Origin of the sequence: Sulfitobacter donghicola DSW-25 = KCTC 12864 = JCM 14565 (assembly GCF_000622405.1) — a bacterium.
GTDB classification, from domain to species: Bacteria; Pseudomonadota; Alphaproteobacteria; order Rhodobacterales; family Rhodobacteraceae; genus Sulfitobacter; species Sulfitobacter donghicola.
In genome coordinates this window covers 1,869,616-1,894,785 of record NZ_JASF01000005.1, presented here as the reverse complement: position 1 = coordinate 1,894,785, position 25,170 = coordinate 1,869,616, and the positions used below count along the sequence as shown (strand labels likewise).

The following is a 25,170-nucleotide window of genomic DNA, read 5'->3' as shown; positions in this document are numbered from 1 at the left end:
ACCTAAATGACGTCGCCTAACATCTTGTTCATTCAGGTAGACCAACTGACAGCCGCATCGCTGCGCGCCTATGGCGACACGGTCTGTCACGCCCCCAATCTGGACCGCCTTGCCGAAACCGGCACGGTGTTCGAGACAGCCTACTGCAACTTTCCGCTATGCGCGCCATCACGGTTTTCGATGGCATCAGGGCAACTTTGTTCGACCATAAAGGCCTTTGATAATGCGGCCGAAATGCCTGCGTCGATCCCGACTTATGCGCATTATTTACGGGCCGCTGGGTACCAGACCGCTCTGTCGGGCAAAATGCATTTCATTGGGCCCGATCAGTACCACGGATTTGAAAAACGCCTAACCCCAGACCTATATCCAGCCGATTTTAGCTGGGTGCCCTATTGGGGGGATGAAGGCAAACGCGATACAAATGACCAGAGGTCCGTATTGGTTTCAGGCGTCTGCGAGCGTTCGGTCCAGATTGATTTTGACGAAATGGTTACGGCACAGGCGATCCAGCACCTCTATAATCTGGCCCGCTCAGATGACACGCGGCCGTTCTTTTTACAGGTGTCATACACCCATCCACATGAGCCCTATCTATGCCGAAAGGAATATTGGGACCTATATGAAGGCGTAGACATCCCCCTGCCTTCCGTTCCAGCGCTACCAGCCGAAGAACATGACGCCCACGCCCAGCGTTTGCTGGCTGATTTCAACATGCTGGATATGCAATTTGCAGACGAAGACATCGCACGCGCACGCCGCGCCTATTACGGGTCGATCAGCTATATTGATGAGATGATCGGCCAACTGTTCAAAACACTGGACGCCATAGGCAAAGCGGAAGAAACCGCCATCATCTTTACGTCGGACCACGGCGAAATGTTGGGCGAACGTGGTATGTGGTTTAAAAAGCACTTTTACGAACGCGCGCTACAGGTGCCTTTGCTGATGAAACTGCCTGGGCAAACTCCTGAGCGCGTGGCGACTCCTGCGTCGCTTGTGGATATTTTGCCAACCTTTATGGGGATCGCCACAGGCGCCCCATGGCAGAGCGGAATCGAGACGCTAGAGGGCCATGACCTAACCCAAGCATCCGCAAGTAACCCCCAACTAGATCGCCCTGTTTTTGCAGAGTATCTGGCCGAAGCAACTCCAACGCCGATCCTGATGATCCGCAAAGGCTCGTTCAAATTCATCTACTCCAGAGTCGACCCTGCATTGATGTTTGATCTATCAACAGACCCTGACGAACGGCACAACCTTGCCGCCGATCCAGATCATGCAGATCGCGTGGCTGAGTTTGAAAAACTTGTCGCAGAAAAGTGGGACATAGACACACTCACAGCGGATATTGTCGAAAGCCAAAAACGCCGCCGTTTGATCGTGGAGGGCTATAAATCGGGCATCAAGCCACGGTGGAACCATGCAGAAGAAGCAACCGACGAGGTCATATGGTATCGCGGTGAAGGGGGCTATAACGAATGGGCGTTTTCGTTCCTTCCCGTCAAAATGACGGGGAATTGACGGGCAAAGCACCCGCAAATCTCTGAGCAGCTCAGGGCGGCCGATTTTGAATCAGCCGCCCTTTTTTTGAATAATTTGTTAACCAAGAATTGCGGCGATTTCGCCTGCAACCGCTTCCATAGAGCCAAGACCGTCTACGCCTTTGAGGTCGCCTTTAGCGTGGTAGTAACCGATCAGCGGAGAAGTCTGTTTGTAGTAGGCCATCAGGCGCGTCTTGAGGCTTTCTTCATTGTCGTCGGCACGTGCAGTGCCACCAGCGGCAATGGCTTCTGCTGCGCGGCCAAGGATGCGTTCGACGAGGATCTCGTCGTTTACCTGCAATTCAATGGCGTGGTCCAATGTCTGGCCCATCTCTTCCATCAATGAGCCAAGCGCGTCAGCCTGTGCCAGCGTGCGCGGGAACCCGTCAAAGATGAAACCACCGTGGTCGCCGCCTGCCTCAAGCTGTTCACGGATCAGGCCGATCACGATCTCATCTGTCACAAGGTTGCCGGCGTCCATGACAGCCGCAACTTTATTACCCATCTCGGTACCTGATGTACGGGCTGCGCGCAGCATGTCGCCTGTGGAAAGCTGAACCATGTTCCGGCCTTCAACCAGTTTTTGTGCTTGTGTACCTTTGCCCGCGCCTGGGGGTCCGAGAAGAATAATGTTCATTTGCGTGCTGGGCTCCGTTTTTTGCGGCCTTTACCGGATTTACCGCGCAATTGCGACTTCTCCAACAGACCTTCATATTGATGTGCCAAGAGGTGGCTTTGTACCTGCTGGATGGTGTCCATGGTGACCGAGACCACAATCAGAACCGATGTACCGCCAAAGTAGAACGGAATCGCGAACTGACCGCGCAGGATTTCTGGTAGAATACACACTGCTGCCAAATAGGCCGACCCCAAAACAAGAACACGGTTTACAACATACTCTAGGAATTCAGCGGTCTTTTTACCTGGGCGGATGCCTGGCACAAAACCGTTCTGGTTCTTCAGGTTATCGGCTACATCATCAGGTTTGAACGCTACGTTGAACGTATAGAAATACGCAAAGAAGACGATCATCGCGATGAAGAACAGCAGGTAAAGCGGCTGACCAGGGCCAAAGTTTGCCAGCAACCAAGACATCACAGGGCTGGTAGAATTCCCTGAGAATGTGCTGATCGTAACCGGCAACAGCAGCAAGGAGCTGGCAAAGATCGCCGGAATAACGCCCGCTGGGTTAACCTTGATCGGCAAGTGGCTAGAGCCACCGTCGTATACTTTCATCCCAACCTGACGGCGGGGGTATTGAATGTGAATTTTGCGCAGGGCGCGCTCCATAAACACCACAAACATAATGGTGGCGATGACCATCACGAGCACGCCAACAATCACGGCTGGGCTAATCGCGCCGGAACGGCCAGAGGCAAAGAACTGGGCGATTGCCGCAGGAACTTCGGCGATGATGCCAACAAAGATGATAAGAGAAATACCGTTACCGATGCCGCGCGCGGTGATTTGCTCACCCAGCCACATCAGGAACATTGTACCACCAACCAGTGTGATCATGCAGGCAATGCGGAAATACATGCCCGGATCGGCGGCAATATCCCCCGCCTCTAGAGACACAGCAAGGCCGTAGGACTGGACCGTGGCAAGCGCAACCGTACCCCAGCGGGTATATTGGTTGATCTTCTTGCGGCCTTGATCGCCTTCTTTCTTGAGCTGCTCAAGCGACGGCACCATGGACGTCAGCAGCTGAACAATGATCGACGCGGAAATATAGGGCATAATCCCAAGGGCAAAGATACCCATGCGGCCCAAAGCACCACCAGTGAACATGGAAACCATGCCGCCAATGCCCTGACCAGCGCTTTCCATAAACTCACGAAGGGCAGCACCATCGATTCCCGGCACGGGAATAAACGTGCCCAGACGGTAAACGATCAGCAGACCAAGAGTGAAAAGAATGCGGTGGCGCAAGTCGGTCGCTTTACCAAAAGCGGACCAGCTAGAGTTTGCGGCCATATTTTCGACGGCAGATACCATGTAAAGGCTCTCTTTTTGAACAAAAACGCCGCCCTAACCGTTTTCCGGCGGGCGGCGTTTGGGAAAACTTGAAGACTATGTAAGCGGCATCGCGGCCGCTCACAAGACCGAAGCGTTATTCGGAAGCTTCTGTCGCAGCCGCTGCTTTAACTGTCAGCGAGCCGCCAGCTTTCTCAACAGCTTCAACCGCAGTCTTGGATGCGCCTGTTACGTCGAGGTTCAGCTTGGCTGTTACGTCACCTTTTGCAAGGATGCGGATGCCGTCGCGCTTGCGACGTACAACGCCTGCTGCAACCAGTGCGTCTTCAGTGATGACGGATTTGATATCCAGCTTGCCTGCATCAACGAACTTCTGGATCAGACCCAAGTTGATAGCGGAGTAGGATTTGCGGTTCGGCTTGTTAAAGCCACGCTTTGGCAGGCGTTGGTAGAGGGGCATCTGGCCGCCTTCGTACCCTTTGATCGCCACACCCGAACGGGATTTTTGACCTTTGATACCACGGCCACCCATTTTACCGGTGCCGGAACCAGGACCACGGCCAACGCGTTTGCGTGGTTTGGTTGCGCCTGGATTGTCAGAAAGTTCGTGAAGTTTCATGTCGCTTCTCCTTATGCCGGAAATACCCCCCAGCGACGGGAGCGGGTAGACGCGGCGTTACGATTCGAGTGGACAGCATTCTGCCCACTGCGCGCGTATAGGGGATGAAGCTGTTTGAAGCAAGAGCCTAGAGGGTCAGAACCCCAGCAATTTAGTTGCGCCTAGTTTGCGGGCAGCAAAGAGTACGAACAGCGGAAAAATAAGCCCTGCCAATACGCTAGCGGGAAGAACCAGTGCGAAATCTGCAGCCCCAACCTTCAACATTACAATCCGAACAGCAGCAGTAAATGCTGTATGCGTAAGGTAAATCGCCATGGATGCCTGCCCCAGATATCGCAACGAGCGGGCGATTAGCCCATTAGGATCCAATGCCCCATCAACAAACAACCACGCTGCCCAAGCACAAACCAGCAATGCCACCGAGTGGAGCACCGAAGCTTTTTCGCCGCCTACCAGACCAGTCAATATCCCAAAGCCTAGCGCCCCAAGGGCGCCCACCGCCAATGGCGGACGCAGATGAAGCAAGCCGCCCGCACCAATCCCCAACAGGAAGTATGGCGCATGTTCCACCATCGGACCCCACAAGAGCGAAGGAACAAAAATGAACGAGCTAAGGGCAACCATCAACATCCCGAAACTTGATGCAAAGCGGCGCAGCTGCCATGCATCCAGACTTTTTGGCAGAGCAGCAAAAAGCAAAACCAATATTCCCTGAATCAGGAACAGTGCCCAGAGGAACCAAAGATGCTCATAGGGCGGCAGCGGGATCAGCGGAAAATCCGCTACCGTAACAGGTGTGTTCGCCTCTCCCCCTGCGACCAATTTCAGACCAAAGAAAAGCCAGGTCCAAAGCGCCATAGGCCACAGCAACCGCGTCAATCTGCCGCGCAGCAGTTTGCCCGTGTCGTATTTCTGAAGCGTCTCTAAAAAGAGAAGCCCCGACAAAAAGAAAAACAGCGGCATGTGAAAAGCATAGATCGCCGCATCGATGTATCTGAACAGCCTATCATCACTGATAAGCCCTGCCCCCATCGCACCGCGCCACGCATGGCCAAAAACAACCAAAATGATGCCGACACCCTTTGCAGAATCAATCGCGCCAAAGCGGGTGCTGTGGTTTGAGTGGGCAGCAGAAGCCATTTGGGAAATGGAATTGGTCATCGCATGGGTCATAAGCTGTGCTAAATCACAAGATTAGGGGAATTCTATGACAGCAACGCCCAGTTTTCGACCTTGAATTTTCATAACATCAGATCACCAAAACGAAAAACGCCCCGCAGCTGGCTGCGGAGCGTCTAATTTTCTGATCTCAAAGAGAAGTAACTTCGCGGAAGTTAGCCTTTTTCTTCGATGATCTCTACCATGTGGCTGACCTTGTTGATCATACCACGAACGGAAGGTGTATCTTCCAATTCGCGTACACGGTGCATTTTGTTCAGGCCCAAACCAACAAGAGTGGCGCGCTGCTTTGCGGGGCGGCGGATAGGAGAACCTACCTGCTTGATTACAATAGTCTTGGCCATGCTTATGCCTCCTCAGCTACTTGAGCAGAAGAATCGGATGCATCTTCACGCTTTGGCAGAATGTCTGCCACTTTCTTGCCGCGACGCTGCGCAACAGAACGTGGGGACTGTTCTTTTTTCAGACCGTCCATAGTGGCGCGGATCATGTTGTATGGGTTCTGGGAACCGATCGATTTGGAAACAACGTCTTTGACGCCGAGCATTTCGAATACGGCACGCATTGGACCACCAGCAATAATACCGGTACCTTCTGGTGCTGTGCGCATCACAACTTTACCTGCACCGTGACGACCGTTCATGTCGTGGTGCAAAGTGCGGCCTTCGCGCAGTTGAACGCGGATCATCTGGCGCTTGGCTTGCTCAGTGGCTTTGCGGATCGCTTCAGGTACTTCTTTCGCTTTACCTTTACCGAAACCTACGCGGCCTTTTTGGTCTCCTACAACAACAAGTGCTGCAAAACCAAAACGCTTACCACCTTTTACGGTTTTGGAAACGCGGTTGATCGCGACCAAGCGGTCAGCGAATTCTGGCGCTTCATCACGCTGGTTGCGACGGTTACCGCCGCGGTTTTCATCTCTGGCCATCTTGGCCTCCTTAGTTTGCGGGCGCGTGCCCTTTTTCTCAACCCTTGGTGAGCAATTGCCCCCGGGTCATCGAGGCGGCCCCGAAGGCCGCCTACAAGTCTTAGATCTTCAGACCACCTTCACGGGCTGCGTCGGCCAAAGCCTTCACTTTACCGTGGAAGAGGAAACCGCCGCGGTCAAAGTATGCTTCTTCAACGCCAGCTTTCTTAGCGCGCTCGGCAATTGCCGCGCCCACTTTGGCTGCTGTTTCGACGTTGTTTTTGCCTACTGCGCCAAAACCTTTTTCAAGCGACGAAGCGGAAGCGACTGTTACGCCGTTCACATCGTCGATCAGCTGAACGCTGATGTTTTTGTTGGAGCGGTGCACGGAGAGGCGCATGCGCCCACGGTTCGTGCGACGAAGTTTGTTCCGAACGCGCAAGCGGCGTTTGATGAACAGTTGTCTTTTGCTGTTTGCCATCTTTGCGTTCCTTACTTCTTCTTGCCTTCTTTGCGGAAGACGAACTCGCCCTTATAGCGGATACCCTTGCCTTTATACGGCTCGGGCTTACGCCATGCGCGGATGTTCGCTGCGACTTGACCAACCAGCTGTTCGTCAATGCCTTCCACAACGATTTCGGTTGGCTTTGGCGCAGTTACGGTAACGCCTTCAGGCGCAACGTAGTCAACGTCATGAGACAAACCGAGGTTCAGTTTCAATGTGTTGCCAGTCATGGCAGCACGGTAACCAACACCTTGGATTTCAAGCTCTTTCTTGAACCCTTCGGTAACACCGGCAACAAGGTTGCTTACCATCGTGCGGGACATGCCCCACTGCTGGCGCGCGCGCTTGGATTTGCCGCGTGGTGTGACAGTTACAGCGTTGTCTTCGACAGCCATTGTAACATCATCGGTTGCTTTGAAGCTGCGGGTCCCCTTAGGGCCTTTCACTTCGATGGTTTGGCCGCTTACCGACGCGGTAACACCGCTGGGTAGGTCGACCGGTTTTTTACCAATACGAGACATGATCTACTCCTTAGAATACGGTGCAGAGCACTTCGCCGCCAACGTTGGCTGCGCGCGCTTTAGCGTCCGACATCACACCCTGTGGGGTGGAGACAATCGACACACCCAAGCCCTGACGGACTGCTGGGATGTCTTGTGAGCCCATGTAAACACGGCGACCAGGCTTGGAAACCCGCTTCAGCTCGCGAATAACAGGTTCGCCTTCGTAGTACTTGAGGCTGATTTCGATAGCAGGGTGGCCATCGGCGCCTGTCATCTTTTCATAACCACGGATGTAGCCTTCGTCTGCAAGCACGTCCAAAACCCATGCGCGCAGCTTGGAAGCTGGTGTCATGACTGTGGATTTGCCGCGTAGTTGGCTGTTGCGGATGCGTGTCAGCATATCTGCGATAGGATCGGTCATCTGATGCGCTCCCTTACCAGCTCGACTTTACCATGCCCGGAATCTGGCCCGAAGAGCCAAGATCACGAAGCGCGATACGCGAGATTTTGAGTTTACGATAGTAAGCGTGTGGACGGCCGGTCAGCTGGCAACGGTTGTGCAAACGCACAGCCGAAGAGTTGCGCGGCAGTTTCGCCAGCTTCAGAGTTGCGCGAAAGCGCTCTTCCATAGGCTGTGTTTCGTCGTTGATGATTGCTTTCAACTCCGCACGCTTGGCGGCGTATTTCTTGACCAGTGCTTCACGCTTTTTCTCGCGTGCGATCATGGATTTCTTAGCCATATCTTTTTCCTTCCCGCGCTTACGAGTTGAACGGCATGTTGAAGAGCTTCAACATGGCTTTCGCTTCGTCGTCGGTTTTCGCTGTAGTAGCGATTACGATGTCCATACCCCATGTCTCATCAACTTTATCAAAGTCGATTTCTGGGAATACGATGTGCTCTTTCATGCCCATGGCATAGTTGCCGCGGCCATCAAAAGATTTGCCGTTAACGCCGCGGAAGTCGCGAACGCGTGGCAGAGCAATCGTGATAAGACGATCAAGGAATTCGAACATGCGGTCACCGCGAAGGGTAACTTTCGCGCCCAATGGCATCTCTTCACGTACGCGGAAACCAGCGATGGATTTCTTGGCGATAGTTGTAAGAGCCTTTTGGCCTGCGATCGCTGTCAGATCCTGCTGAGCGGATTTGGCTTTCTTGCTGTCACGGACAGCCGCTGCGCCACAACCGATGTTCAGAACAATCTTGTCCAAACGCGGGATCTGCATGTCGTTCTTATAGCCGAACTCTTCTTTCAAAGCTGCACGAATGCGGTCTTTGTAGTCGGCCTTGAGGCGGGGTGTATATGTTGCAGTGTCGAGCATCAGATAACGTCCCCTGTTGTCTTGGCGAAACGTACTTTGTTTTCGCCGTCCATTTTGAAACCAACGCGTGTCGGCTTGCCGTTGGCATCCTTATACGCAAGGTTGCTCAGGTCGATTGGCATCGCTTTCGGGATGCGGCCGCCCTGAGATTCCTGAGACTGGCGTGTCGCGCGGATTGCGATGTTCACACCCTCTACGATGGCTTTGTTGGACTTTGGGTCAACAGAAGAGATCGTGCCTTCTTTGCCCTTGTCCTTACCAGCCAGAACGATGACTGTGTCACCTTTTTTGAGCTTAGCAGCCATGGTTACAGCACCTCCGGAGCGAGTGAGATGATTTTCATGAAGTTTTTGCCGCGCAATTCACGAACAACTGGCCCGAAGATACGGGTGCCAACTGGCTCGTTGTTGTTATTCAGGATAACAGCTGCGTTACGGTCAAAACGGATGGCTGTGCCATCGTCACGACGAACTTCTTTTGCGGTACGAACGACAACGGCTTTACGCACGTCACCTTTCTTAACACGGCCGCGTGGAATGGCTTCCTTTACCGAGACAACAATAATGTCGCCAACGGATGCGTACTTACGCTTGGAACCACCCAGGACCTTGATGCACTGAACGCGGCGAGCGCCACTGTTGTCAGCAACATCCAGGTTGGTCTGCATCTGGATCATTTGGTTTCTCCCGACCTGTAGGGGGCGATGCGTGCCTGATCCCTAGGGTTTCGATTAAGTTGTTACTCAGGAACGAGTAACGCGGCCGCCCCTAAAGGTGACCGCGTGAAAAATCATGCTTCCGCAGTGATTACTTCCCAACGCTTGGTTTTGGAACGTGGTGCACATTCAATGATGCGGACCTGCTGGCCCACTTTGAATGTGTTGTTTTCATCGTGCGCCCGATATTTTTTGGACTTACGAATGGTCTTTTTCAGAACTGGGTGCGTAAAGCGGCGCTCTACGGATACAGTTACTGTTTGTTCGTTGGCGTCCGAGGTTACGGTGCCTGTCAGGATACGCTTTGGCATGCTCTCAGCTCCTCTTACGCGTCTGTCGCGGCAGCTGCCGCTTTTTGGTTCAACACGGTTTTAACACGTGCAACGTCGCGCTTTACTGTGCGCAGGCGTGCAGGGTTTTCCAACTGGCCAGTGGCCTGCTGAAAACGCAGGTTGAACGCTTCTTTTTTCAGGTTCACAAGTTCGTCACGGAGCTGGTCCGGCGTCTTGTCGTGTAGTTCTTTGGCGATCATGCCATTTCCTTTCAACATCACCAGTAGGCCCCTTTGCGGGTGACCATGATTCTGATGGAGTTCATGATGAAGGTGCCGTTTAGGCCTATTCCCAGTATTAAGCAACCCCTTTCGGGGCATAATACGAAAGGCCTCTAGCGACTCTGACAATGGGAGCGTAAAGACAGGGTATGACACATATCAAATCGCTCTTCGCAACCCGCCTTTACCACGCCAAGCTTGGCTCTGTTGATACTGCCGAACTGGAGGCCTCTTGCTGGTCCATCGCCCAAGACGATGAAGCAGGCCAGCAATGGAGCGAAGACAACGGGTATCCGGGATATACCTCTTATGCTTCCCTAACGGATCTGGGTTGGCGTTTCCCGATTTTCGCCGAGGTGATCAAGGCAATCGATGCCCATGTCGCTGCCTTTGCTGAAGATCTGGAGTTTGATCTGGATGGTCGTGATCTAAAACTGGAAGATATCTGGATCAACATCCTGCCAGAGGGCGGCATCCACACCAGCCACATCCACCCCCATTCAGTGATCAGCGGCACAACCTATGTGGCGATGCCTGAGGGCGCCAGCGCGCTAAAGCTGGAAGACCCCCGCCTGCCGATGATGATGGCCTCCCCTGCCCGCCGCAAAGACGCACGCGAAGAGCTACGCTCGTTCCACTATGTCGCTCCAGAAGTTGGCGATGTGCTGCTGTGGGAAAGCTGGCTGCGCCACGAAGTGCCGATGAACATGTCCGAAGACGACAGGATTTCCGTAAGCTTCAATTACAACTGGGCGTAGGGTGGGTAAAACCCACCTTTGAGACAGCCAAAATGGTGGGTTGTACCCACCCTACCGTTTCTTGCGGGCTTCTTCTTGTTCTTTGACTAGCGCCTTCTCTTCCTTGGTCATCTTATTGCCCCATTGATTGTTGGACAAGCCAAGGTCTTCGGGCATGGGTTTTGTCTTGCCCTTCTTGATCTCACCGCCTTTGTCGAGGAAAGCTTGGATGAGGTCTTCGTCGGTGGTGGGTTTGGGAACGTGTTTCATCGGGCGGTTCCTTCTAATCTTGACTTCATCAATGATACACAATCGGAACGGCATTGAAAATGTCTGGGTTCTTGAGACCGCACTTTATTCAAATCTAACGCTACATCACGATTCGGGATTAGCCAGAACCATGAGGTATAAATCTTGGAACATTTCACATCCGTAGCGTTAGGATACATCGATCTTCACAGAGCTATCAATAAGGTTCGCCTTGGACAACTGGGTGTCTACGACAATTATTCTTGGACCACTTACATTATTTGCCCAGAAACAAACGAGCCTTGGGATTTAAAGCCCGTTGTGGGCCTCGCCTTAGAAAACGCCGGTCTCGACCCCAATTCATTTGGCTGGGTAACAACCCGGTTTCAACCACAGCTCCTTCGGTTAGGTTTCTCAATTCTAAAGTTCGCGGTGGCTCGCCCTCGTGAACTTGGGATAAGGGGATTTTCCCCAACAGAATTTACCGATGACCATTCATTACTAATCCCTCCAAATGGAGACATCATCATTGGCGGTGCGACGCCCTACCCTAGCTCTGAAACTTCAAGCATCAATCCTCAGACGGAGGGAACAGTAAGGCGTTACATACGAAACGCAAAAATTGCGCTGGACCTTAGGAAAAAGGCAAATGGATATTGCAGCTCATGCGGTCAACGGACATTCAAAACCGCTGTAGGGGATTGGTACATAGAAATTCACCACAAGCGTTGGCTCAGTGAGGGCGGCGCAGATTCCGCTGAAAATCTAATTGCGCTTTGCCCTACATGTCACCGTTCCGAGCATCACAGCGACCAAAGACGCTATTATTAGTCGCAAAAGCCCCCGCCGTTATCACAGCAGGGGCTTTCTATTTCTAGCGGTGCCGGAACGGGCATTTCGGTGAAATACCCTGCCTCCGGCTGGACAGAAAACGCTTACGCGTTTTCGTCCTTTACCAGTCTTCGCGCACAATTACACGTGTTTTGATCGGCAGCTTCATCGCGGCAAGACGCAGGGCCTCACGTGCGATGTCGTCGTTGACGCCATCGATTTCAAACATCACGCGGCCAGGCTTAACTTTACATGCCCAGAAGTCCACGGAACCTTTACCTTTACCCATACGAACTTCGACGGGCTTGGATGTAACAGGTACATCAGGGAAGATACGGATCCATACACGGCCTTGACGCTTCATGTGACGCGTCATGGCACGACGTGCAGCTTCGATCTGACGCGCTGTTACGCGCTCAGGCTGCAGAGCCTTCAGGCCGTAGGTGCCAAAGTTCAGGTCAGACCCGCCCTTTGCCAAACCTTTGATCGAGCCTTTGAACTGCTTACGGAATTTCGTACGTTTTGGCTGTAGCATCTATCTACTCCTTAACGCCGACCGCCGGCACCACGAGGTGCTGGGCCGTCTTGCATTTCTTGTGACTTGCGGTCACGGGCAGCGGGATCATGTTCCATGATCTCACCTTTGAAGATCCACGTCTTGATGCCGATGATGCCATAGGCAGTCATTGCTTCAACGTGTGCATAGTCGATGTCCGCACGCAGTGTGTGGAGCGGAACGCGACCTTCACGGTACCATTCGGTACGCGCGATTTCTGCACCGCCAAGACGGCCAGCAAGGTTCACACGGATACCAAGGGCACCCATACGCATGGCGTTCTGAACCGCACGCTTCATCGCGCGACGGAAAGACACACGACGCTCAAGCTGCTGTGCGATGGATTCACCAACAAGGGCTGCATCCAGCTCTGGCTTGCGAACTTCAACGATGTTGAGGTGCAATTCAGAGTCGGTGAACGCGGCAAGTTTCTTGCGCAGACCTTCGATGTCTGCACCTTTTTTGCCGATGATCACACCAGGGCGCGCTGTGTGGATCGTAACGCGGCACTTTTTGTGCGGACGTTCGATGATCACACGGGAGATACCCGCCTGATGGCATTCTTTCTTGATGAAATCCCGGATCGCGAGGTCTTCTAGCAGAAGATCGCCGTAATCCTTCGTGTCAGCATACCAGCGGCTATCCCATGTACGGTTAACCTGAAGGCGCATGCCGATTGGATTGACTTTATTACCCATTATGCTTGCTCCTCAACCTGACGAACGACGATTGTGATTTCCGCAAACGGCTTCAAGATCTTGCCGAAACGACCACGCGCACGTGGGCGACCACGCTTGAGTGTCATGTTCTTACCGACATAAGCTTCCGCTACGATCAGTTCGTCCACGTCGAGGTTGTGGTTGTTCTCGCCGTTGGCGATCGCAGACTGAAGGCATTTCTTCACGTCAACAGCGATACGCTTTTTGGAGAAGGTCAGGTCTGTGAGGGCCTTGTCTACCTTCTTGCCACGGATCATCGCGGCTACGAGGTTAAGTTTCTGCGGCGACGTTTTCAGCATGCGCAGTTTTGCACGTGCTTCGTTGTCTGCCACGCGGCGGGGATTTTTATCCTTGCTCATGGCTTATTTCCGCTTCGCTTTTTTGTCAGCTGCGTGACCATAATAGGTACGAGTTGGCGAATACTCACCAAACTTCTGACCGATCATTTCTTCGCTGACGTTTACTGGGATGTGCTTGTGACCGTTGTAGACACCGAATGTCAGGCCAACAAACTGAGGCAGGATCGTGGAACGACGGGACCAGATTTTGATCACTTCGTTACGACCGCTCTCACGAGATGCTTCGGCCTTTTTGAGGACATAAGAGTCAACAAAAGGACCTTTCCATACTGAACGAGACATAAATTAACGCCCCTTCTTCTTGGCGTGGCGCGACCGGATAATCAGGCTGCTTGACGCTTTTTTCTTGTTACGAGTCTTGGCACCCTTGGTTGGTTTACCCCATGGAGTAACCGGGTGACGACCACCAGATGTACGACCTTCACCACCACCATGTGGGTGATCGATCGGGTTCATAACGACACCACGAACACTTGGGCGGATGCCCTTGTGACGCATGCGGCCCGCTTTACCGTAGTTCTGGTTGGAGTTGTCTGGGTTGGACACAGCACCAACGGTGGCCATGCATTCCTGACGAACAAGACGCAATTCACCGGATGACAGACGAATCTGTGCATAGCCACCATCACGGCCAACGAATTGGGCGTATGTACCGGCTGCACGGGCGATTTGACCGCCTTTGCCTGGCTTCATCTCGATGTTGTGAATGATTGTACCGATAGGCATGCCGGAGAATGGCATTGCGTTACCTGGTTTGATGTCAGCCTTGGCGGATGCCACGACCTGATCACCAATGGCGATACGCTGAGGTGCAAGGATGTATGCCTGCTCACCGTCTTCGTATTTTACCAGTGCGATGAACGCTGTCCGGTTAGGGTCATATTCAATACGCATGACCGTCGCTGTGACGTCCAATTTGTTGCGTTTGAAATCTACGATGCGGTAGAGGCGCTTTGCACCACCACCCTTGCGACGCATTGTGATCCGTCCGGTGTTGTTCCGGCCGCCGTGTTTAGTAAGACCTTCTGTGAGGGCCTTAACAGGGCGTCCTTTCCAAAGCTCCGAACGGTCAATCAGTACCAGTCCACGCTGGCCTGGCGTCGTCGGTTTGTACGACTTGAGTGCCATGTTCTCTGTCTTCCGTTTGCTTGTATGCGGCCCCGTAGGTCCGCTGTGGTTAGAGGGCCCCGAAGGTCCCAGTAGATATGTTCTTGCGAACAACAACAAAGCCCCAGACGAATCTGGGGCTGTGCCGATGGGGTTCTTTAGGGTGTGGTGAGGATGGGGTCAAGCCGCTTGCGCTTATTCTTCTAGCGGCCACACCGAAGCTTGGCAAAAAAGAGCCTTTCATCTGAGGCACTGGCAAGCCCCGCCCGAACTGAAAGATCAAAACCGCGATCGTAGCCTAGCCATTCGCAACTCCCTTCAGCAGTTACGGCTTGGCGCGCCAACGAGACAAATTTTTGAAACGGGAAACCCGATTGGGCAGCATTGTCCTTAGCTGCTGAGCTATTGTAACATTTCAAATATGCATTTTGAAGAACAGGGTCGGTCGAGCGGAGCATCTTGGAATAACATTGGTTGCTATCCACCTGCTCCCCATTCGGAAGCGTGTATAGAGATTGAAGGGTTCGAGAGAAAAGATAGACGCCCTCGCCTTCCGGAAGCTTTGATGTAGATGAACCTCTATAGTAGACACTGGTGAAATCGGCCCAAATCACCGTGATCTCTCCGATTTTCACCGTTGTTCCTTTTGCCCCCCTTCGCCGAGATTTTTTACGGTTAGAAGAGGTCGCCACTTGCTCAGCACCAGCAGACACAGCTACAGCGCCATTACCACCTAGTGAGGGACGGGCAGCAATCGCCCCTTGTCCTTCGGAAGTTGGAAAAACTTGACGTGACTGAGAACCGGTCGGGCTCAATGCTTGCGGGCTTTCCCGTACCTCAAGATCTCCACCGCAACCTGTCACCAGTGAGATCACTAAAACACCAAATAAATTCCCAAATTTCAAAGCCCGTCCCTTTCGGTTTGATCAGAGAGCCCTTCCCTCCTTGGTTGAGGAAGTGCCCGCAAAAGGCGGCCTTATCAAGCCCACCCTGTCGAACTCTCAAAGTTTGATCCTATATGAAAAGAGCCACAAAGAGCGTTTACCGCTATAGAGGCCAAATAGATCCCCTTACCAACCAGCCCATTCGCACAGTCCCTAACGGTGATCCCTTTGGTACGAAAGGTAAAGGGCGCAGCCTCACAGCTACGCCCCTCAATCTTTCCAAAAAATCCCAGCCCCTCGTATACCTGAAGCCCTAAAGCTTAGGAATTCAACGTTTTCCGATCAGCCCCATATGGATATCTTGTCCAAAATACCGCTCAGCGTTGCGATATGCGATTTTTTCAGCGATCGAGCGGGGCAGTTTGGCAAGCCATGCGCGGTTGGAGGCCATGATATTGTCATAGCGGTCCCATTGCTCGTTCACCCATGTATCGCTGCCGATCATCAAACGATCTTGAAAGTCATAAACGATCTTTTTCCATTCAGGGTCCAGATCGTCACCGCGGCCAAGGATTGCCAGCTCTCGCAAAGAGGTATCTGCAACCAGATTTGGGTATTTCTTCATGGTCTTATAAACCGTGCTGGGCGGCTCTCCTAAACCCGCATGGGCCCAGATGATTTTGACGTCTTTGTCCAAACCGTACAGCCAGCGAATGGGCGCGGCGCCGGAATGAACATGAAGAAACAGGTCGCGCTCTTTGGCTGTGTTAATGATGCTTTTAAACAGAACCCGATCCCACATTTTACGGCTGCGGATGTGGAACTCTCCGATGCCTTGATGGGGGTATTTCTCGAGCCGCTCATTGAGGTAGCTCTCCATCCCGTGCACATGCGTCCAATTGGAGGAGTTCGCTTCCCCATGATAGGGGCGCAATTCGGGCACGATGCGGTTAGGCGCGTATTTCCACAGCTCGATCGTGCCTTCGTCCGGCGTAGAAGAGACAAGCCCCATCGCCACACCAGAGTTGTCCATCAGGCGGATCACCTTTTCAACGGGGTATGGCCCCCATGCAGGCTCCTTGTAGTGAATATGGGCGTCGAACAGGGGGAGGTCATGGACCGCCTCGCCAATAGGCGCATTCGGGTCTTCGTCACCGTGGTCATGATCCTCATGCGCTGCGACGAAACCAGAACTCAGACAAAGCGACAATGCCGCGGCAGAAAGAAGAGAGAACTTGCGAAACATTTCTTGGCCCCTTGATTTCGTTTTCCTACGCTCCCCCAAGCACGGTTCAAACGCAAATGAAAAAACCCCAGCCTCGCAAGAGACTGGGGTTCTAATTTACAGTATATGACTAGTCTTTACAGACCAGTGGATACGTCGATCGTGTTGCCTTCTTCCAGCGTCACATAGGCTTTTTTCACGTCTTTACGTGTGCCCAGCTGACCGCGGAAGCGCTTTACTTTACCTTTGGTGATGGTCGTGTTCACGGCCTTCACTTTTACACCAAAGAGAGCTTCAACAGCTTCTTTGATCATTGGCTTGTTGCTGTCGATCGCCACTTCGAAAACGACGGCATTGTTCTCAGATGCCATTGTCGCTTTTTCGGTGATGATCGGCTTGCGGATCACGTCGTAATGTTCTGGCTTCGCGCTCATTTCAAACGGGCCTCCAGTGCTTCAATCCCCGCTTTGGTGATCACAAGTGTGTCACGCTTGAGGATGTCGTATACGTTTGCGCCCATTGTTGGCAGGATATCCAGACCGTCAATGTTGCGCGCGGCTTGTAGGAAGTTCTCATTCACGGATGCACCGTCAATGATCAACGCCCGCTTCCAACCCAATGCAGAAACCTGCTTGGCCAGTGCGGATGTTTTCCCGTCGGATGCTGCATCGTCGATGATGACCAACGCGCCGGCTTTTGCCTTTGCGGAGAGTGCATGACGCAGACCCAATTTGCGGAACTTCTTGGTCAACTCGTGGCCGTGGCTACGAGGTGTTGGACCCTTGTAGATACCGCCCCCACGAAAGATCGGAGCCGAGCGGGCGCCGTGGCGTGCGCCACCAGTGCCTTTTTGGCGATAGATCTTTTTGGTGGAATAGCTGACTTCGCGGCGTGTTTTCACCTTGTGCGTACCCGCTTGCGCGTTGTTACGCTGCCAGCGCACAACACGGTGCAGGATGTCGGCACGTGGCTCAAGACCGAACAGGGCCTCGTCCAGATCAACCGAACCGGCTTTACCGCCGTCTAGTTTGATAACGTCTAGTTTCATGCTTCACCACCTTCCGCAGGTGTTTCTGCGGGTGCTTCAGCTGCAGGAGCAGCTGCGGATTTCAGAGCAGCAGGAACAACAGCGTTTTCAGGGAACGGTTTCTTAACCGCATCCTTAACTGTCACCCAACCACCTTTGGAACCTGGAACAGCGCCTTTGACCATGATCAAGCCGCGAGCGGTGTCAGTTTTGACAACTTGCAGGTTCATGGTTGTCACGCGGGCTGCGCCCATGTGTCCGGCCATTTTCTTGCCTTTGAAAACCTTACCAGGATCCTGACACTGACCTGTGGAACCGTGCGAACGGTGAGAGATCGAAACACCGTGTGTCGCGCGAAGACCGCCAAAGTTGTGACGCTTCATCGCACCGGCAAAACCTTTACCGATAGAAGTGCCTGCAACGTCAACGTACTGACCAGCGAAGTAGTGATCTGCAACGATCTCTTCGCCAACAGCAATCATCGCATCCGCGTCAACGCGGAATTCTGCAACTTTGCGCTTTGGTTCAACCTTTGCAGCAGCAAAGTGGCCGCGCATCGCTTTGGATGTACGCTTTGCTTTTGCTGTGCCAGCACCGAGCTGAACAGCAACATAGCCGTCCTTTTCGATTGTACGCTGTGCAACAACCTGAAGGTTATCGAGCTGAAGAACGGTTACAGGGATCTGCTTGCCGTCTTCCATGAACAGACGGGTCATGCCCATCTTTTTTGCAATAACGCCTGAGCGCAACATAGTATTACCCTCCTACGCTTATGACTGCAGCTTGATCTCGACATCAACACCAGCGGCGAGGTCGAGCTTCATCAGCGCGTCAACGGTCTGGGGAGTCGGATCAACGATATCCAGCATGCGCTTGTGCGTGCGGATCTCGAACTGGTCACGGGATTTTTTGTCAACGTGTGGACCACGTAGAACGGTGAATTTTTCGATTTTGTTCGGCAGCGGAATTGGGCCGCGAACAGAAGCGCCTGTGCGCTTTGCGGTGTTGACGATTTCCTGTGTGGAGGCATCAAGCACCCGATAGTCAAACGCCTTGAGGCGAATGCGGATGTTTTGGCTAGCAGCCATAATACAAATCCCTTATCTTCGGGATGGAGACGGATTGGAGGACGCACGCTCATCGCGCACCCTCTTCGCGCTTTAGTCTAACGTAAACGGGGCACGCCAATGGCACACCCCGATCAATAGGGGGCGTATAGGCCGAGTCGCCCGCTGTGGCAAGAGCGGATTGCCCCTATTCCCGCTGTAAATGCAGATCACCGTTTTTAGCCAAACACTGCCCGCCCAAACGCCTAAGACGGGCAAAACTGGGGCTATGAAAATCTAACCGCCAATGTACGAGCCATTGGCATTTACTTTAATCGCTTTTACGCCGCGAAAAGCGCACACGCATAATTTGCAGGCGTCAGATCGTCGCGTTTTTAGCGAAATCTTGCCGCTAAAGTAGAAAATCTTCCATTCTTTGCGAATTCTTAATTTTGGGAGCATCTTTAGAAGTTGTTCAAGGAGAGGAATACTCTATCTATGCTGTCAACAACGACAAGTTAGCAGGCACATGACCAAACATTTCGGTAACATCGACGAAACCGCCGATCCAACGCGCGCACGTGATTGGGTCAAAGTCCTCGCTCGCTATCGCGAGCCAAACACATGGCGGAGTTTTTACGAGCTCGGCGTAACCATAGGCCCATTTGTTGGCCTTTGGGCCTTGGCATGGTGGGCGCTTTCCATCAGCGCTTGGCTCACGCTGGCAATCTCTTTGTGCAATGCAGCGTTCCTATTGCGCCTCTTTGCTATTCAGCATGATTGCGGCCACGCATCCTTTTTCAAAGGGCGCGCCCTGAGCGATTGGGTTGGTCGCGTTTTGGGGGTGCTGACCCTTACGCCCTATGACGTTTGGCGCCGATCCCATTCAATCCACCATAGCGGATCAGGAAACCTAGGCCGTCGTGGAATTGGTGACATCGCCACGCTAACCGTCGCTGAATACAAGGCGCTCAGCCCCTACAAACAGTTCCGCTATCGCCTATATCGCCACCCCGTTGTTTTGTTTGGCTTGGGGCCAGGGTATCTGTTTTTCTTGCAGAACCGCTTGCCGTTGGGTCTGACTGAAAAAGCTAAATACTGGGTTAGCGCGATGACCACCAACGCCGCGATCATCGCCGCACTGGTTACGATCTGGTATTTTGGCGGGTTGATGCCGATCCTTTTGATCTTCGTACCCTCTACACTACTGGCCGCAACTGCGGGCGTCTGGCTGTTCTATGTGCAGCACCAGTTCGAAACCACACTTTGGGAAGCCGATGAAGACTGGGATCTGCACGAAGCCGCCCTGCAAGGCAGCTCACACTACGTGCTGCCCTCCGTGCTACAATGGTTAAGCGCGAATATCGGCATCCACCATGTTCACCACCTGTACAGCCGCATCCCCTTTTACCGCCTCCCAGAAGTCCTGCGTGACCATGGAAGCCTCGCGGATATGAACCGGATGACTCTGCGCGAAAGCTTTGCCAACGCGCGCCTGCACCTGTGGGATGAAAAGTCCAAGCGCCTGCTGTCTTTCGCAGAAGCGCGGGCCGTGCCGACAACTTAATCCAGTAATCCAGCGGTTAACCCAGCTGACAAAATGAAAAAGGGCCGCCAATAGGTGGCCCTTTTTCATTTAGGCTGTTTCAGAAAATATGATTGATCCTTTCGATTCCAAAGGGATTTCGATCTACCTTTCCTCGTTCACTATTGTCATGGCGAAAAGGCGCGGACCGCAAAAGCTTTCACTCGCTCGGGGCCTCGCAAGGTTAAAACCCTTTTTCCCGCAGACATCCTGTTAGCCCAGAGCGAAACGAAAATTTGTGCAACGACTTATGCCGAACCACTTGCGTTCCCCCACGAGGTCGTTGGTTACGCAACGAAAACAGGGGCCAGATTCCGCTGCAGTAAACAACCTGTTAGGCGCCCTCAAAAATTCACCTCAATCCTAGCCAGATGCCAAAGGTCTCTGAGCCGACCACAGTGCAAAATAGGACTACGCTACAGCGCTACAACAAGCCGCCAAATTACGGACACTAATCTACTCACGCCAACATGCGCCTCCCACAAACGCAACAAAGGCCGCCCCTAGGGACGGCCTTTGCTTGGCTAAGTTCGCATGTCAGGCCTTGCGGCCAGAGCAGCTTACTCAGTGATTTTGGATACAACGCCCGCACCAACGGTACGGCCACCTTCGCGGATCGCAAAGCGCAGGCCCTGCTCCATCGCGATTGGCGCGATCAGTTCAACGTCGAACTTCAGGTTGTCACCAGGCATAACCATTTCAGTGCCTTCTGGCAGCTGAACTGTGCCCGTAACGTCTGTTGTACGGAAGTAGAACTGTGGACGGTAGTTCGCGAAGAATGGGGTGTGACGACCGCCTTCTTCTTTGGTCAGAATATAGGCTTCTGCTTCGAACTTCGTGTGTGGGTTAACCGAACCTGGCTTACAAAGAACCTGGCCACGCTCAACACCGTCACGGTCAACGCCGCGCAGCAATGCGCCGATGTTGTCGCCCGCTTCACCGCTGTCCAGCAGCTTGCGGAACATTTCAACGCCTGTGCAGGTCGTTGTTGTGGTGTCACGGATACCAACGATTTCGATGCTGTCGCCAACATTGATTACGCCACGCTCAACACGGCCTGTAACAACTGTACCACGGCCAGAGATCGAGAACACGTCCTCAACCGGCATCAGGAACGGCTGGTCAACAGCACGTGCAGGTGTTGGGATGTACTCATCAACAGCCGCCATCAATTTCTTGATCGCTTCTTCGCCGATTTCTGGGTTGTTACCTTCCATCGCCGCCAAAGCGGAACCTGCGATTACTGGAATGTCGTCGCCTGGGTACTCGTAAGAGGACAGCAGTTCACGGATTTCCATTTCAACCAGTTCCAGCAGCTCTTCGTCGTCTACCTGGTCAACTTTGTTCATGAAAACAACCATGTATGGGATGCCAACCTGGCGGCCCAAAAGGATGTGCTCACGTGTCTGTGGCATTGGGCCATCGGCCGCGTTCACAACCAGGATCGCGCCGTCCATCTGCGCAGCACCAGTGATCATGTTTTTCACATAGTCAGCGTGACCTGGGCAATCAACGTGCGCATAGTGGCGGTCTGCTGTTTCATACTCAACGTGCGCTGTAGAGATCGTGATACCACGTGCTTTTTCTTCTGGCGCGCCATCAATCTGGTCGTACGCTTTGAAGTCACCAAAATACTTGGTGATCGCTGCTGTCAGTGTCGTCTTACCGTGGTCAACGTGGCCAATTGTGCCGATGTTGACGTGTGGTTTGGTACGTTCAAACTTTTCCTTTGCCATGGTGTTGGCTCCTTAATGTTCAAATTTCAGGGGGAGTGGCGCGCAAGTTGTTTGCGCGCCATCCAGTGTTAAGCAAATTTCGCTTGGATCTCGTCGGAGATGTTCTGTGGAACACCTTCGTAGTGGTCAAACTGCATCGTAAAGTTCGCGCGGCCCGAAGACATGGAGCGAAGCGTGTTGATGTAGCCGAACATGTTGGCCAGCGGCACGAAGGCGTCGATGGCAATCGCGTTACCGCGTGTGTCCTGACCCTGTACCTGACCGCGACGTGAAGTCAGGTCGCCGATGATACCACCAGTGTATTCTTCTGGTGTGATCACTTCGACTTTCATGATTGGCTCAAGCATTTTCGCGCCAGCCTTCTTCATGCCTTCACGCATGCCCATACGTGCAGCGATTTCAAACGCCAGCACAGAGGAGTCAACGTCGTGGAACTTACCGTCGATCAAGGCAACCTTGAAGTCGATAACGGGGAAGCCCGCGAGAGGACCGCTATCCATAACGGATTGAATGCCTTTTTCAACGCCCGGGATGTATTCCTTTGGAACAGCACCACCAACGATGCGGGATTCAAAGGAGTAACCTTCGCCTGGCTCGGTTGGCATCAGGATCATCTTCACTTCAGCAAACTGACCAGAACCACCGGACTGTTTCTTGTGCGTGTAGGTGATTTCTGCTTCGCGTGAGATCGTCTCACGGTAGGCTACCTGAGGTGCACCAATGTTGGCTTCAACTTTGAATTCGCGCTTCAGACGGTCCACGAGGATGTCGAGGTGAAGTTCGCCCATGCCCTTCATGATGGTCTGACCGGATTCCAGATCAGTCTCAACGCGGAAAGATGGATCTTCTGCTGCAAGACGCTGGAGGCCAATGCCCATTTTCTCTTGGTCAGCCTTGGTTTTAGGCTCAACCGCGATCTCGATAACCGGATCAGGGAAGGTCATTGTTTCCAGAACCACAGGATCGTTAACCGCGCAAAGCGTGTCACCTGTTGTGGTGTCTTTCAGACCGGCAAGCGCGATGATGTCACCCGCGAATGCTTCGGTGATTTCTTCACGGTCGATGGCGTGCATCATCATCATACGACCAACACGTTCTTTACGACCTTTGGTGGAGTTCAAAAGCGTGTCGCCTTTGTTCAGCGTACCAGAGTAGATGCGTGTGAAGGTCAACGAGCCAACAAAGGGGTCGTTCATGATTTTGAAGGCAAGGCCAGAGAACGCCATTTCATCGTCCGCGCGGCGCGGGATGTCACGTGTTTCTGTCTCATCGCCTGGCTTAAAGCCCATGTAGTCAACAACGTCGAGCGGGCTCGGCAGGTAGTCAACAACAGCGTTGAGAAGTGGCTGAACGCCTTTGTTTTTGAACGCGGAACCGCCCAAAACTGGAACGAAGGACAGCGACAAGCAGCCTTTGCGGATCAGCTTGCGAAGCGTGTCGACGTCAGGCTCTGTGCCGTCCATCAGATAGGCTTCCATGGCGTCATCATCCATTTCAACCGCAGCTTCGATCATTTTGCCACGCCATTCGTTGGCCATGTCCTGAAGATCAGCACGGATCGGGCGTTTCTGCCATGTCGCGCCAAGGTCTTCACCCTCATAAACCCACTCTTCCATGGTCACGAGGTCAACAAGGCCTTCGAGTTCGGTTTCAGCACCGATTGGAACACCGATTGGAACAGCCGTCGCGCCTGTGCGCTCTTCGATCTGTGCAACACAGTTGAAGAAGTCCGCGCCGATTTTGTCCATTTTGTTTACGAAAACAATACGTGGAACTTTGTAGCGGTCGGCCTGACGCCAAACTGTTTCGGTCTGTGGCTCAACACCGGCGTTACCGTCAAGAACAGTAACCGCGCCATCGAGAACCGCCAAGGAACGTTCAACTTCGATGGTGAAGTCAACGTGACCTGGTGTGTCGATGATGTTCATGCGGTGCTTGGGAGAATCTGGCGTTTTGCCGTCTTCGGTACGTTCCCAGAATGTCGTTGTCGCAGCGGAAGTAATTGTAATACCCCGTTCCTGCTCTTGCTCCATCCAGTCCATTGTTGCCGCACCATCGTGCACTTCGCCGATGTTATGCTCTTTACCAGTATAGTACAGAATACGTTCGGAACATGTGGTTTTACCCGCATCGATGTGCGCGATGATACCAAAGTTGCGATACAGGTCGAGGGGATAGTCGCGTGCCATTTGATAGCTTCCTCAGGAATATGCTTTGAAAAAGGGGGATGCCCTTTTGGTAAATCGGGGCCCAGCGGATCCGGGCCCCGATCTTAAGAATGTTACCAGCGGTAGTGGCTGAACGCTTTGTTCGCGTCGGCCATTTTATGCGTGTCTTCGCGTTTCTTAACGGCGGTACCACGGGATTGGACAGCGTCCATAAGCTCGCCTGCAAGGCGCTCTTCCATGGTGTTTTCGTTGCGCGAACGTGCCGCTTTGATCAACCAGCGGATCGCAAGGGCCTGACGACGCTCAGGGCGAACCTCAACAGGAACCTGATAGGTTGCACCACCAACGCGGCGCGAACGCACTTCGACGGATGGCTGGATGTTTTCAAGCGCTTCGTGGAAAACTTCCACTGGGGCACGTTTGATTTTGGCTTCAACGCGGTCGAATGCGTTGTAAACAATCCGCTCAGCAACGGCTTTTTTGCCGTCGATCATCAGGTTGTTCATGAATTTTGTCAGGATCAGATCACCGTATTTGGCGTCTGGTAGTACTTCGCGTTTTTCAGCGGCGTGGCGGCGTGACATCTTGTTGTCTTCCTCTTGGCGGGGTGCAGCGCAGAGCGGTGCATAGTGTCAGATTGTAACAGTCGGGTGAAACCCACCCGACCAAGCGTAAAATTACTTCGGACGCTTCGCACCGTATTTGGAGCGACGCTGTTTCCGGTCTTTAACGCCTTGTGTATCGAGAACACCGCGAACGATGTGGTAACGAACACCTGGAAGGTCTTTTACACGACCGCCGCGGATCAGAACCACAGAGTGTTCCTGAAGGTTGTGCGATTCACCACCGATGTAGGAGATTACTTCGAAACCGTTGGTCAGGCGAACCTTCGCAACTTTACGCATAGCGGAGTTCGGTTTCTTTGGTGTGGTGGTGTATACACGTGTACAAACGCCACGCTTCTGCGGACACTGCTGCAGGTGCATGGATTTAGATACTTTGCGTTTCGGCTGGCGCGGTTTGCGGATCAGCTGCTGAATTGTTGGCATTCCGGTTTTATCCCCGTGTTGCGATCTTGAATGCAATCGGGCGAACCCTCTTGCGGTGAATAGTATG

Annotated in this window: 35 protein-coding genes; 4 read left to right on the top strand and 31 right to left on the bottom strand. The window is 53.1% G+C overall.

All coding sequences use genetic code 11. From position 1 onward, the window contains the following. Positions 1–6 precede the first annotated feature (6 nt). A complete protein-coding gene (betC, locus tag Z948_RS0110320) occupies positions 7–1,524 on the top strand; it encodes a choline-sulfatase (protein WP_025059489.1) in 1,518 nt (505 codons plus the stop codon). A gap of 78 nt (positions 1,525–1,602) precedes the next feature. On the opposite strand, the gene Z948_RS0110315 is transcribed toward betC, so the two are convergent. From Z948_RS0110315 to rpmC, 15 genes are all read right to left on the bottom strand, one after another. Then, positions 1,603–2,181, bottom strand: coding sequence for an adenylate kinase (locus tag Z948_RS0110315; RefSeq protein ID WP_025059488.1), 579 nt, complete (start codon positions 2,179–2,181; stop codon positions 1,603–1,605). Continuing rightward, a complete protein-coding gene (gene secY, locus Z948_RS0110310) occupies positions 2,178–3,542 on the bottom strand; it encodes a preprotein translocase subunit SecY (protein ID WP_025059487.1) in 1,365 nt (454 codons plus the stop codon). The genes Z948_RS0110315 and secY overlap by 4 nt, the downstream gene beginning before the upstream one ends. 115 nt (positions 3,543–3,657) lie before the next feature. Continuing rightward, positions 3,658–4,140, bottom strand: coding sequence for a 50S ribosomal protein L15 (gene rplO, locus Z948_RS0110305; RefSeq protein ID WP_025059486.1), 483 nt, complete (start codon positions 4,138–4,140; stop codon positions 3,658–3,660). A gap of 135 nt (positions 4,141–4,275) precedes the next feature. After that, on the bottom strand, positions 4,276–5,313 hold the full coding sequence (locus Z948_RS0110300; RefSeq protein ID WP_025059485.1) for an acyltransferase family protein: 1,038 nt from the start codon (positions 5,311–5,313) through the stop codon (positions 4,276–4,278). Between the two features lie 161 nt (positions 5,314–5,474). Then, complete coding sequence (gene rpmD / locus Z948_RS0110295) at positions 5,475–5,663, bottom strand: 50S ribosomal protein L30 (protein WP_025059484.1); 189 nt, start codon at positions 5,661–5,663, stop codon at positions 5,475–5,477. A gap of 2 nt (positions 5,664–5,665) precedes the next feature. Further along, a complete protein-coding gene (gene rpsE, locus Z948_RS0110290; protein WP_025059483.1) occupies positions 5,666–6,247 on the bottom strand; it encodes a 30S ribosomal protein S5 in 582 nt (193 codons plus the stop codon). Positions 6,248–6,347: 100 nt separating this feature from the next. After that, positions 6,348–6,707 (bottom strand): 50S ribosomal protein L18, encoded by a 360-nt coding sequence (gene rplR / locus Z948_RS0110285; protein ID WP_025059482.1) that lies wholly within the window; start codon positions 6,705–6,707, stop codon positions 6,348–6,350. Positions 6,708–6,718: 11 nt separating this feature from the next. Then, the gene (rplF, locus tag Z948_RS0110280; protein ID WP_025059481.1) at positions 6,719–7,252 is read right to left on the bottom strand and encodes a 50S ribosomal protein L6; all 534 of its coding nucleotides are present in this window, start codon (positions 7,250–7,252) and stop codon (positions 6,719–6,721) included. Positions 7,253–7,262: 10 nt separating this feature from the next. After that, a complete protein-coding gene (gene rpsH / locus Z948_RS0110275; RefSeq protein WP_025059480.1) occupies positions 7,263–7,655 on the bottom strand; it encodes a 30S ribosomal protein S8 in 393 nt (130 codons plus the stop codon). A gap of 13 nt (positions 7,656–7,668) precedes the next feature. Beyond that, positions 7,669–7,974, bottom strand: coding sequence for a 30S ribosomal protein S14 (rpsN, locus tag Z948_RS0110270; protein ID WP_025059479.1), 306 nt, complete (start codon positions 7,972–7,974; stop codon positions 7,669–7,671). A gap of 19 nt (positions 7,975–7,993) precedes the next feature. After that, positions 7,994–8,557, bottom strand: coding sequence for a 50S ribosomal protein L5 (rplE, locus tag Z948_RS0110265; protein ID WP_025059478.1), 564 nt, complete (start codon positions 8,555–8,557; stop codon positions 7,994–7,996). Continuing rightward, complete coding sequence (rplX, locus tag Z948_RS0110260; RefSeq protein WP_025059477.1) at positions 8,557–8,862, bottom strand: 50S ribosomal protein L24; 306 nt, start codon at positions 8,860–8,862, stop codon at positions 8,557–8,559. Before rplX ends, rplE begins: the two co-directional genes overlap by 1 nt. Positions 8,863–8,864: 2 nt before the next feature. Further along, positions 8,865–9,233, bottom strand: coding sequence for a 50S ribosomal protein L14 (gene rplN, locus Z948_RS0110255; protein WP_025045929.1), 369 nt, complete (start codon positions 9,231–9,233; stop codon positions 8,865–8,867). Positions 9,234–9,346: 113 nt separating this feature from the next. Continuing rightward, positions 9,347–9,583 (bottom strand): 30S ribosomal protein S17, encoded by a 237-nt coding sequence (rpsQ, locus tag Z948_RS0110250; RefSeq protein WP_025059476.1) that lies wholly within the window; start codon positions 9,581–9,583, stop codon positions 9,347–9,349. Between the two features lie 14 nt (positions 9,584–9,597). After that, complete coding sequence (gene rpmC, locus Z948_RS0110245) at positions 9,598–9,804, bottom strand: 50S ribosomal protein L29 (RefSeq protein ID WP_025059475.1); 207 nt, start codon at positions 9,802–9,804, stop codon at positions 9,598–9,600. A 170-nt stretch (positions 9,805–9,974) separates the two neighbouring features. On the opposite strand from rpmC, the gene Z948_RS0110240 reads away from it, so the two are divergent. Beyond that, positions 9,975–10,583 (top strand): TIGR02466 family protein, encoded by a 609-nt coding sequence (locus tag Z948_RS0110240; RefSeq protein ID WP_025059474.1) that lies wholly within the window; start codon positions 9,975–9,977, stop codon positions 10,581–10,583. Between the two features lie 51 nt (positions 10,584–10,634). Here the strand turns inward: Z948_RS0110240 and Z948_RS0110235 are convergent, their stop codons facing one another. After that, positions 10,635–10,832, bottom strand: coding sequence for a hypothetical protein (locus Z948_RS0110235; RefSeq protein ID WP_025059473.1), 198 nt, complete (start codon positions 10,830–10,832; stop codon positions 10,635–10,637). Positions 10,833–10,976: 144 nt separating this feature from the next. Here Z948_RS0110235 and Z948_RS18745 point away from each other — a divergent pair, with 144 nt between their 5' ends. Continuing rightward, positions 10,977–11,642, top strand: a complete 666-nt coding sequence (locus Z948_RS18745; protein WP_037952199.1) for an HNH endonuclease — start codon at positions 10,977–10,979, stop codon at positions 11,640–11,642. Between the two features lie 121 nt (positions 11,643–11,763). Here Z948_RS18745 and rplP read toward each other — a convergent pair whose 3' ends face one another. The 11 genes from rplP to rpsJ all read right to left on the bottom strand — a co-directional run bounded on the left by rplP (position 11,764) and on the right by rpsJ (position 18,607). Further along, positions 11,764–12,177 carry a 50S ribosomal protein L16 gene (rplP, locus tag Z948_RS0110230; protein ID WP_025059472.1) on the bottom strand — a complete coding sequence of 138 codons (414 nt, stop codon included), beginning with the start codon at positions 12,175–12,177 and terminating at the stop codon, positions 11,764–11,766. A gap of 11 nt (positions 12,178–12,188) precedes the next feature. After that, positions 12,189–12,896, bottom strand: coding sequence for a 30S ribosomal protein S3 (rpsC, locus tag Z948_RS0110225; protein WP_025059471.1), 708 nt, complete (start codon positions 12,894–12,896; stop codon positions 12,189–12,191). Further along, entirely contained in the window at positions 12,896–13,276 is a 381-nt protein-coding gene (gene rplV, locus Z948_RS0110220) for a 50S ribosomal protein L22 (protein ID WP_025059470.1), read from the bottom strand. Before rplV ends, rpsC begins: the two co-directional genes overlap by 1 nt. Before the next feature lie 3 nt (positions 13,277–13,279). Next, a complete protein-coding gene (rpsS, locus tag Z948_RS0110215) occupies positions 13,280–13,558 on the bottom strand; it encodes a 30S ribosomal protein S19 (protein ID WP_025059469.1) in 279 nt (92 codons plus the stop codon). Between the two features lie 3 nt (positions 13,559–13,561). Further along, positions 13,562–14,404 (bottom strand): 50S ribosomal protein L2, encoded by an 843-nt coding sequence (gene rplB / locus Z948_RS0110210; RefSeq protein WP_025059468.1) that lies wholly within the window; start codon positions 14,402–14,404, stop codon positions 13,562–13,564. 182 nt (positions 14,405–14,586) lie between these two features. Continuing rightward, positions 14,587–15,288 carry a hypothetical protein gene (locus Z948_RS18920; RefSeq protein WP_156023521.1) on the bottom strand — a complete coding sequence of 234 codons (702 nt, stop codon included), beginning with the start codon at positions 15,286–15,288 and terminating at the stop codon, positions 14,587–14,589. 307 nt (positions 15,289–15,595) lie between these two features. Further along, positions 15,596–16,513, bottom strand: coding sequence for an amidohydrolase family protein (locus Z948_RS0110200; RefSeq protein ID WP_025059466.1), 918 nt, complete (start codon positions 16,511–16,513; stop codon positions 15,596–15,598). Positions 16,514–16,629: 116 nt separating this feature from the next. Continuing rightward, positions 16,630–16,926: a 50S ribosomal protein L23 gene (locus Z948_RS0110195; RefSeq protein WP_025059465.1), complete on the bottom strand. Its 297-nt coding sequence runs from the start codon at positions 16,924–16,926 to the stop codon at positions 16,630–16,632. Further along, the gene (gene rplD, locus Z948_RS0110190) at positions 16,923–17,540 is read right to left on the bottom strand and encodes a 50S ribosomal protein L4 (protein ID WP_025059464.1); all 618 of its coding nucleotides are present in this window, start codon (positions 17,538–17,540) and stop codon (positions 16,923–16,925) included. Before rplD ends, Z948_RS0110195 begins: the two co-directional genes overlap by 4 nt. Continuing rightward, positions 17,537–18,271 carry a 50S ribosomal protein L3 gene (gene rplC / locus Z948_RS0110185; protein WP_037952196.1) on the bottom strand — a complete coding sequence of 245 codons (735 nt, stop codon included), beginning with the start codon at positions 18,269–18,271 and terminating at the stop codon, positions 17,537–17,539. Before rplC ends, rplD begins: the two co-directional genes overlap by 4 nt. Before the next feature lie 18 nt (positions 18,272–18,289). After that, on the bottom strand, positions 18,290–18,607 hold the full coding sequence (gene rpsJ / locus Z948_RS0110180; protein ID WP_025059462.1) for a 30S ribosomal protein S10: 318 nt from the start codon (positions 18,605–18,607) through the stop codon (positions 18,290–18,292). Between the two features lie 487 nt (positions 18,608–19,094). On the opposite strand from rpsJ, the gene Z948_RS0110175 reads away from it, so the two are divergent. Continuing rightward, positions 19,095–20,132, top strand: coding sequence for a fatty acid desaturase (locus tag Z948_RS0110175; RefSeq protein ID WP_025059461.1), 1,038 nt, complete (start codon positions 19,095–19,097; stop codon positions 20,130–20,132). 578 nt (positions 20,133–20,710) lie between these two features. Here the strand turns inward: Z948_RS0110175 and tuf are convergent. The 4 genes from tuf to rpsL all read right to left on the bottom strand — a co-directional run bounded on the left by tuf (position 20,711) and on the right by rpsL (position 25,103). Beyond that, on the bottom strand, positions 20,711–21,886 hold the full coding sequence (tuf, locus tag Z948_RS0110170; protein WP_025059443.1) for an elongation factor Tu: 1,176 nt from the start codon (positions 21,884–21,886) through the stop codon (positions 20,711–20,713). 68 nt (positions 21,887–21,954) lie between these two features. Then, positions 21,955–24,075 carry an elongation factor G gene (fusA, locus tag Z948_RS0110165; protein WP_025059460.1) on the bottom strand — a complete coding sequence of 707 codons (2,121 nt, stop codon included), beginning with the start codon at positions 24,073–24,075 and terminating at the stop codon, positions 21,955–21,957. A gap of 92 nt (positions 24,076–24,167) precedes the next feature. Continuing rightward, complete coding sequence (gene rpsG, locus Z948_RS0110160) at positions 24,168–24,638, bottom strand: 30S ribosomal protein S7 (RefSeq protein WP_025059459.1); 471 nt, start codon at positions 24,636–24,638, stop codon at positions 24,168–24,170. Positions 24,639–24,731: 93 nt separating this feature from the next. After that, positions 24,732–25,103, bottom strand: coding sequence for a 30S ribosomal protein S12 (gene rpsL / locus Z948_RS0110155; RefSeq protein WP_025059458.1), 372 nt, complete (start codon positions 25,101–25,103; stop codon positions 24,732–24,734). Between the last annotated feature and the right edge of the window lie 67 nt (positions 25,104–25,170).

Coding starts and splice junctions, on each gene's coding strand:
- rpsN (WP_025059479.1), bottom strand. CDS start 7,974: ATGGCTAAGAAATCCATGATCGCACGCGAGAAAAAGCGTGAAGCACTG.
- rplP (WP_025059472.1), bottom strand. CDS start 12,177: ATGCTACAGCCAAAACGTACGAAATTCCGTAAGCAGTTCAAAGGCTCG.
- rplN (WP_025045929.1), bottom strand. CDS start 9,233: ATGATCCAGATGCAGACCAACCTGGATGTTGCTGACAACAGTGGCGCT.
- rplV (WP_025059470.1), bottom strand. CDS start 13,276: ATGAGCAAGGATAAAAATCCCCGCCGCGTGGCAGACAACGAAGCACGT.
- Z948_RS0110315 (WP_025059488.1), bottom strand. CDS start 2,181: ATGAACATTATTCTTCTCGGACCCCCAGGCGCGGGCAAAGGTACACAA.
- rpsS (WP_025059469.1), bottom strand. CDS start 13,558: ATGTCTCGTTCAGTATGGAAAGGTCCTTTTGTTGACTCTTATGTCCTC.
- rplC (WP_037952196.1), bottom strand. CDS start 18,271: ATGTTGCGCTCAGGCGTTATTGCAAAAAAGATGGGCATGACCCGTCTG.
- rplE (WP_025059478.1), bottom strand. CDS start 8,557: ATGCTCGACACTGCAACATATACACCCCGCCTCAAGGCCGACTACAAA.
- betC (WP_025059489.1), top strand. CDS start 7: ATGACGTCGCCTAACATCTTGTTCATTCAGGTAGACCAACTGACAGCC.
- rplR (WP_025059482.1), bottom strand. CDS start 6,707: ATGGCAAACAGCAAAAGACAACTGTTCATCAAACGCCGCTTGCGCGTT.
- rpsL (WP_025059458.1), bottom strand. CDS start 25,103: ATGCCAACAATTCAGCAGCTGATCCGCAAACCGCGCCAGCCGAAACGC.
- rpsG (WP_025059459.1), bottom strand. CDS start 24,638: ATGTCACGCCGCCACGCCGCTGAAAAACGCGAAGTACTACCAGACGCC.
- rpsE (WP_025059483.1), bottom strand. CDS start 6,247: ATGGCCAGAGATGAAAACCGCGGCGGTAACCGTCGCAACCAGCGTGAT.
- rplD (WP_025059464.1), bottom strand. CDS start 17,540: ATGAAACTAGACGTTATCAAACTAGACGGCGGTAAAGCCGGTTCGGTT.
- rpsQ (WP_025059476.1), bottom strand. CDS start 9,583: ATGCCAAAGCGTATCCTGACAGGCACCGTAACCTCGGACGCCAACGAA.
- fusA (WP_025059460.1), bottom strand. CDS start 24,075: ATGGCACGCGACTATCCCCTCGACCTGTATCGCAACTTTGGTATCATC.
- Z948_RS0110240 (WP_025059474.1), top strand. CDS start 9,975: ATGACACATATCAAATCGCTCTTCGCAACCCGCCTTTACCACGCCAAG.
- rplB (WP_025059468.1), bottom strand. CDS start 14,404: ATGGCACTCAAGTCGTACAAACCGACGACGCCAGGCCAGCGTGGACTG.
- rpmC (WP_025059475.1), bottom strand. CDS start 9,804: ATGATCGCCAAAGAACTACACGACAAGACGCCGGACCAGCTCCGTGAC.
- Z948_RS0110235 (WP_025059473.1), bottom strand. CDS start 10,832: ATGAAACACGTTCCCAAACCCACCACCGACGAAGACCTCATCCAAGCT.
- Z948_RS0110175 (WP_025059461.1), top strand. CDS start 19,095: ATGACCAAACATTTCGGTAACATCGACGAAACCGCCGATCCAACGCGC.
- Z948_RS0110195 (WP_025059465.1), bottom strand. CDS start 16,926: ATGAGCGCGAAGCCAGAACATTACGACGTGATCCGCAAGCCGATCATC.
- secY (WP_025059487.1), bottom strand. CDS start 3,542: ATGGTATCTGCCGTCGAAAATATGGCCGCAAACTCTAGCTGGTCCGCT.
- Z948_RS0110200 (WP_025059466.1), bottom strand. CDS start 16,513: ATGTTTCGCAAGTTCTCTCTTCTTTCTGCCGCGGCATTGTCGCTTTGT.
- rpsH (WP_025059480.1), bottom strand. CDS start 7,655: ATGACCGATCCTATCGCAGATATGCTGACACGCATCCGCAACAGCCAA.
- tuf (WP_025059443.1), bottom strand. CDS start 21,886: ATGGCAAAGGAAAAGTTTGAACGTACCAAACCACACGTCAACATCGGC.
- rplO (WP_025059486.1), bottom strand. CDS start 4,140: ATGAAACTTCACGAACTTTCTGACAATCCAGGCGCAACCAAACCACGC.
- rplF (WP_025059481.1), bottom strand. CDS start 7,252: ATGTCTCGTATTGGTAAAAAACCGGTCGACCTACCCAGCGGTGTTACC.
- Z948_RS0110300 (WP_025059485.1), bottom strand. CDS start 5,313: ATGACCCATGCGATGACCAATTCCATTTCCCAAATGGCTTCTGCTGCC.
- rpsC (WP_025059471.1), bottom strand. CDS start 12,896: ATGGGTAATAAAGTCAATCCAATCGGCATGCGCCTTCAGGTTAACCGT.
- rpmD (WP_025059484.1), bottom strand. CDS start 5,663: ATGGCCAAGACTATTGTAATCAAGCAGGTAGGTTCTCCTATCCGCCGC.
- rplX (WP_025059477.1), bottom strand. CDS start 8,862: ATGGCTGCTAAGCTCAAAAAAGGTGACACAGTCATCGTTCTGGCTGGT.
- rpsJ (WP_025059462.1), bottom strand. CDS start 18,607: ATGGCTGCTAGCCAAAACATCCGCATTCGCCTCAAGGCGTTTGACTAT.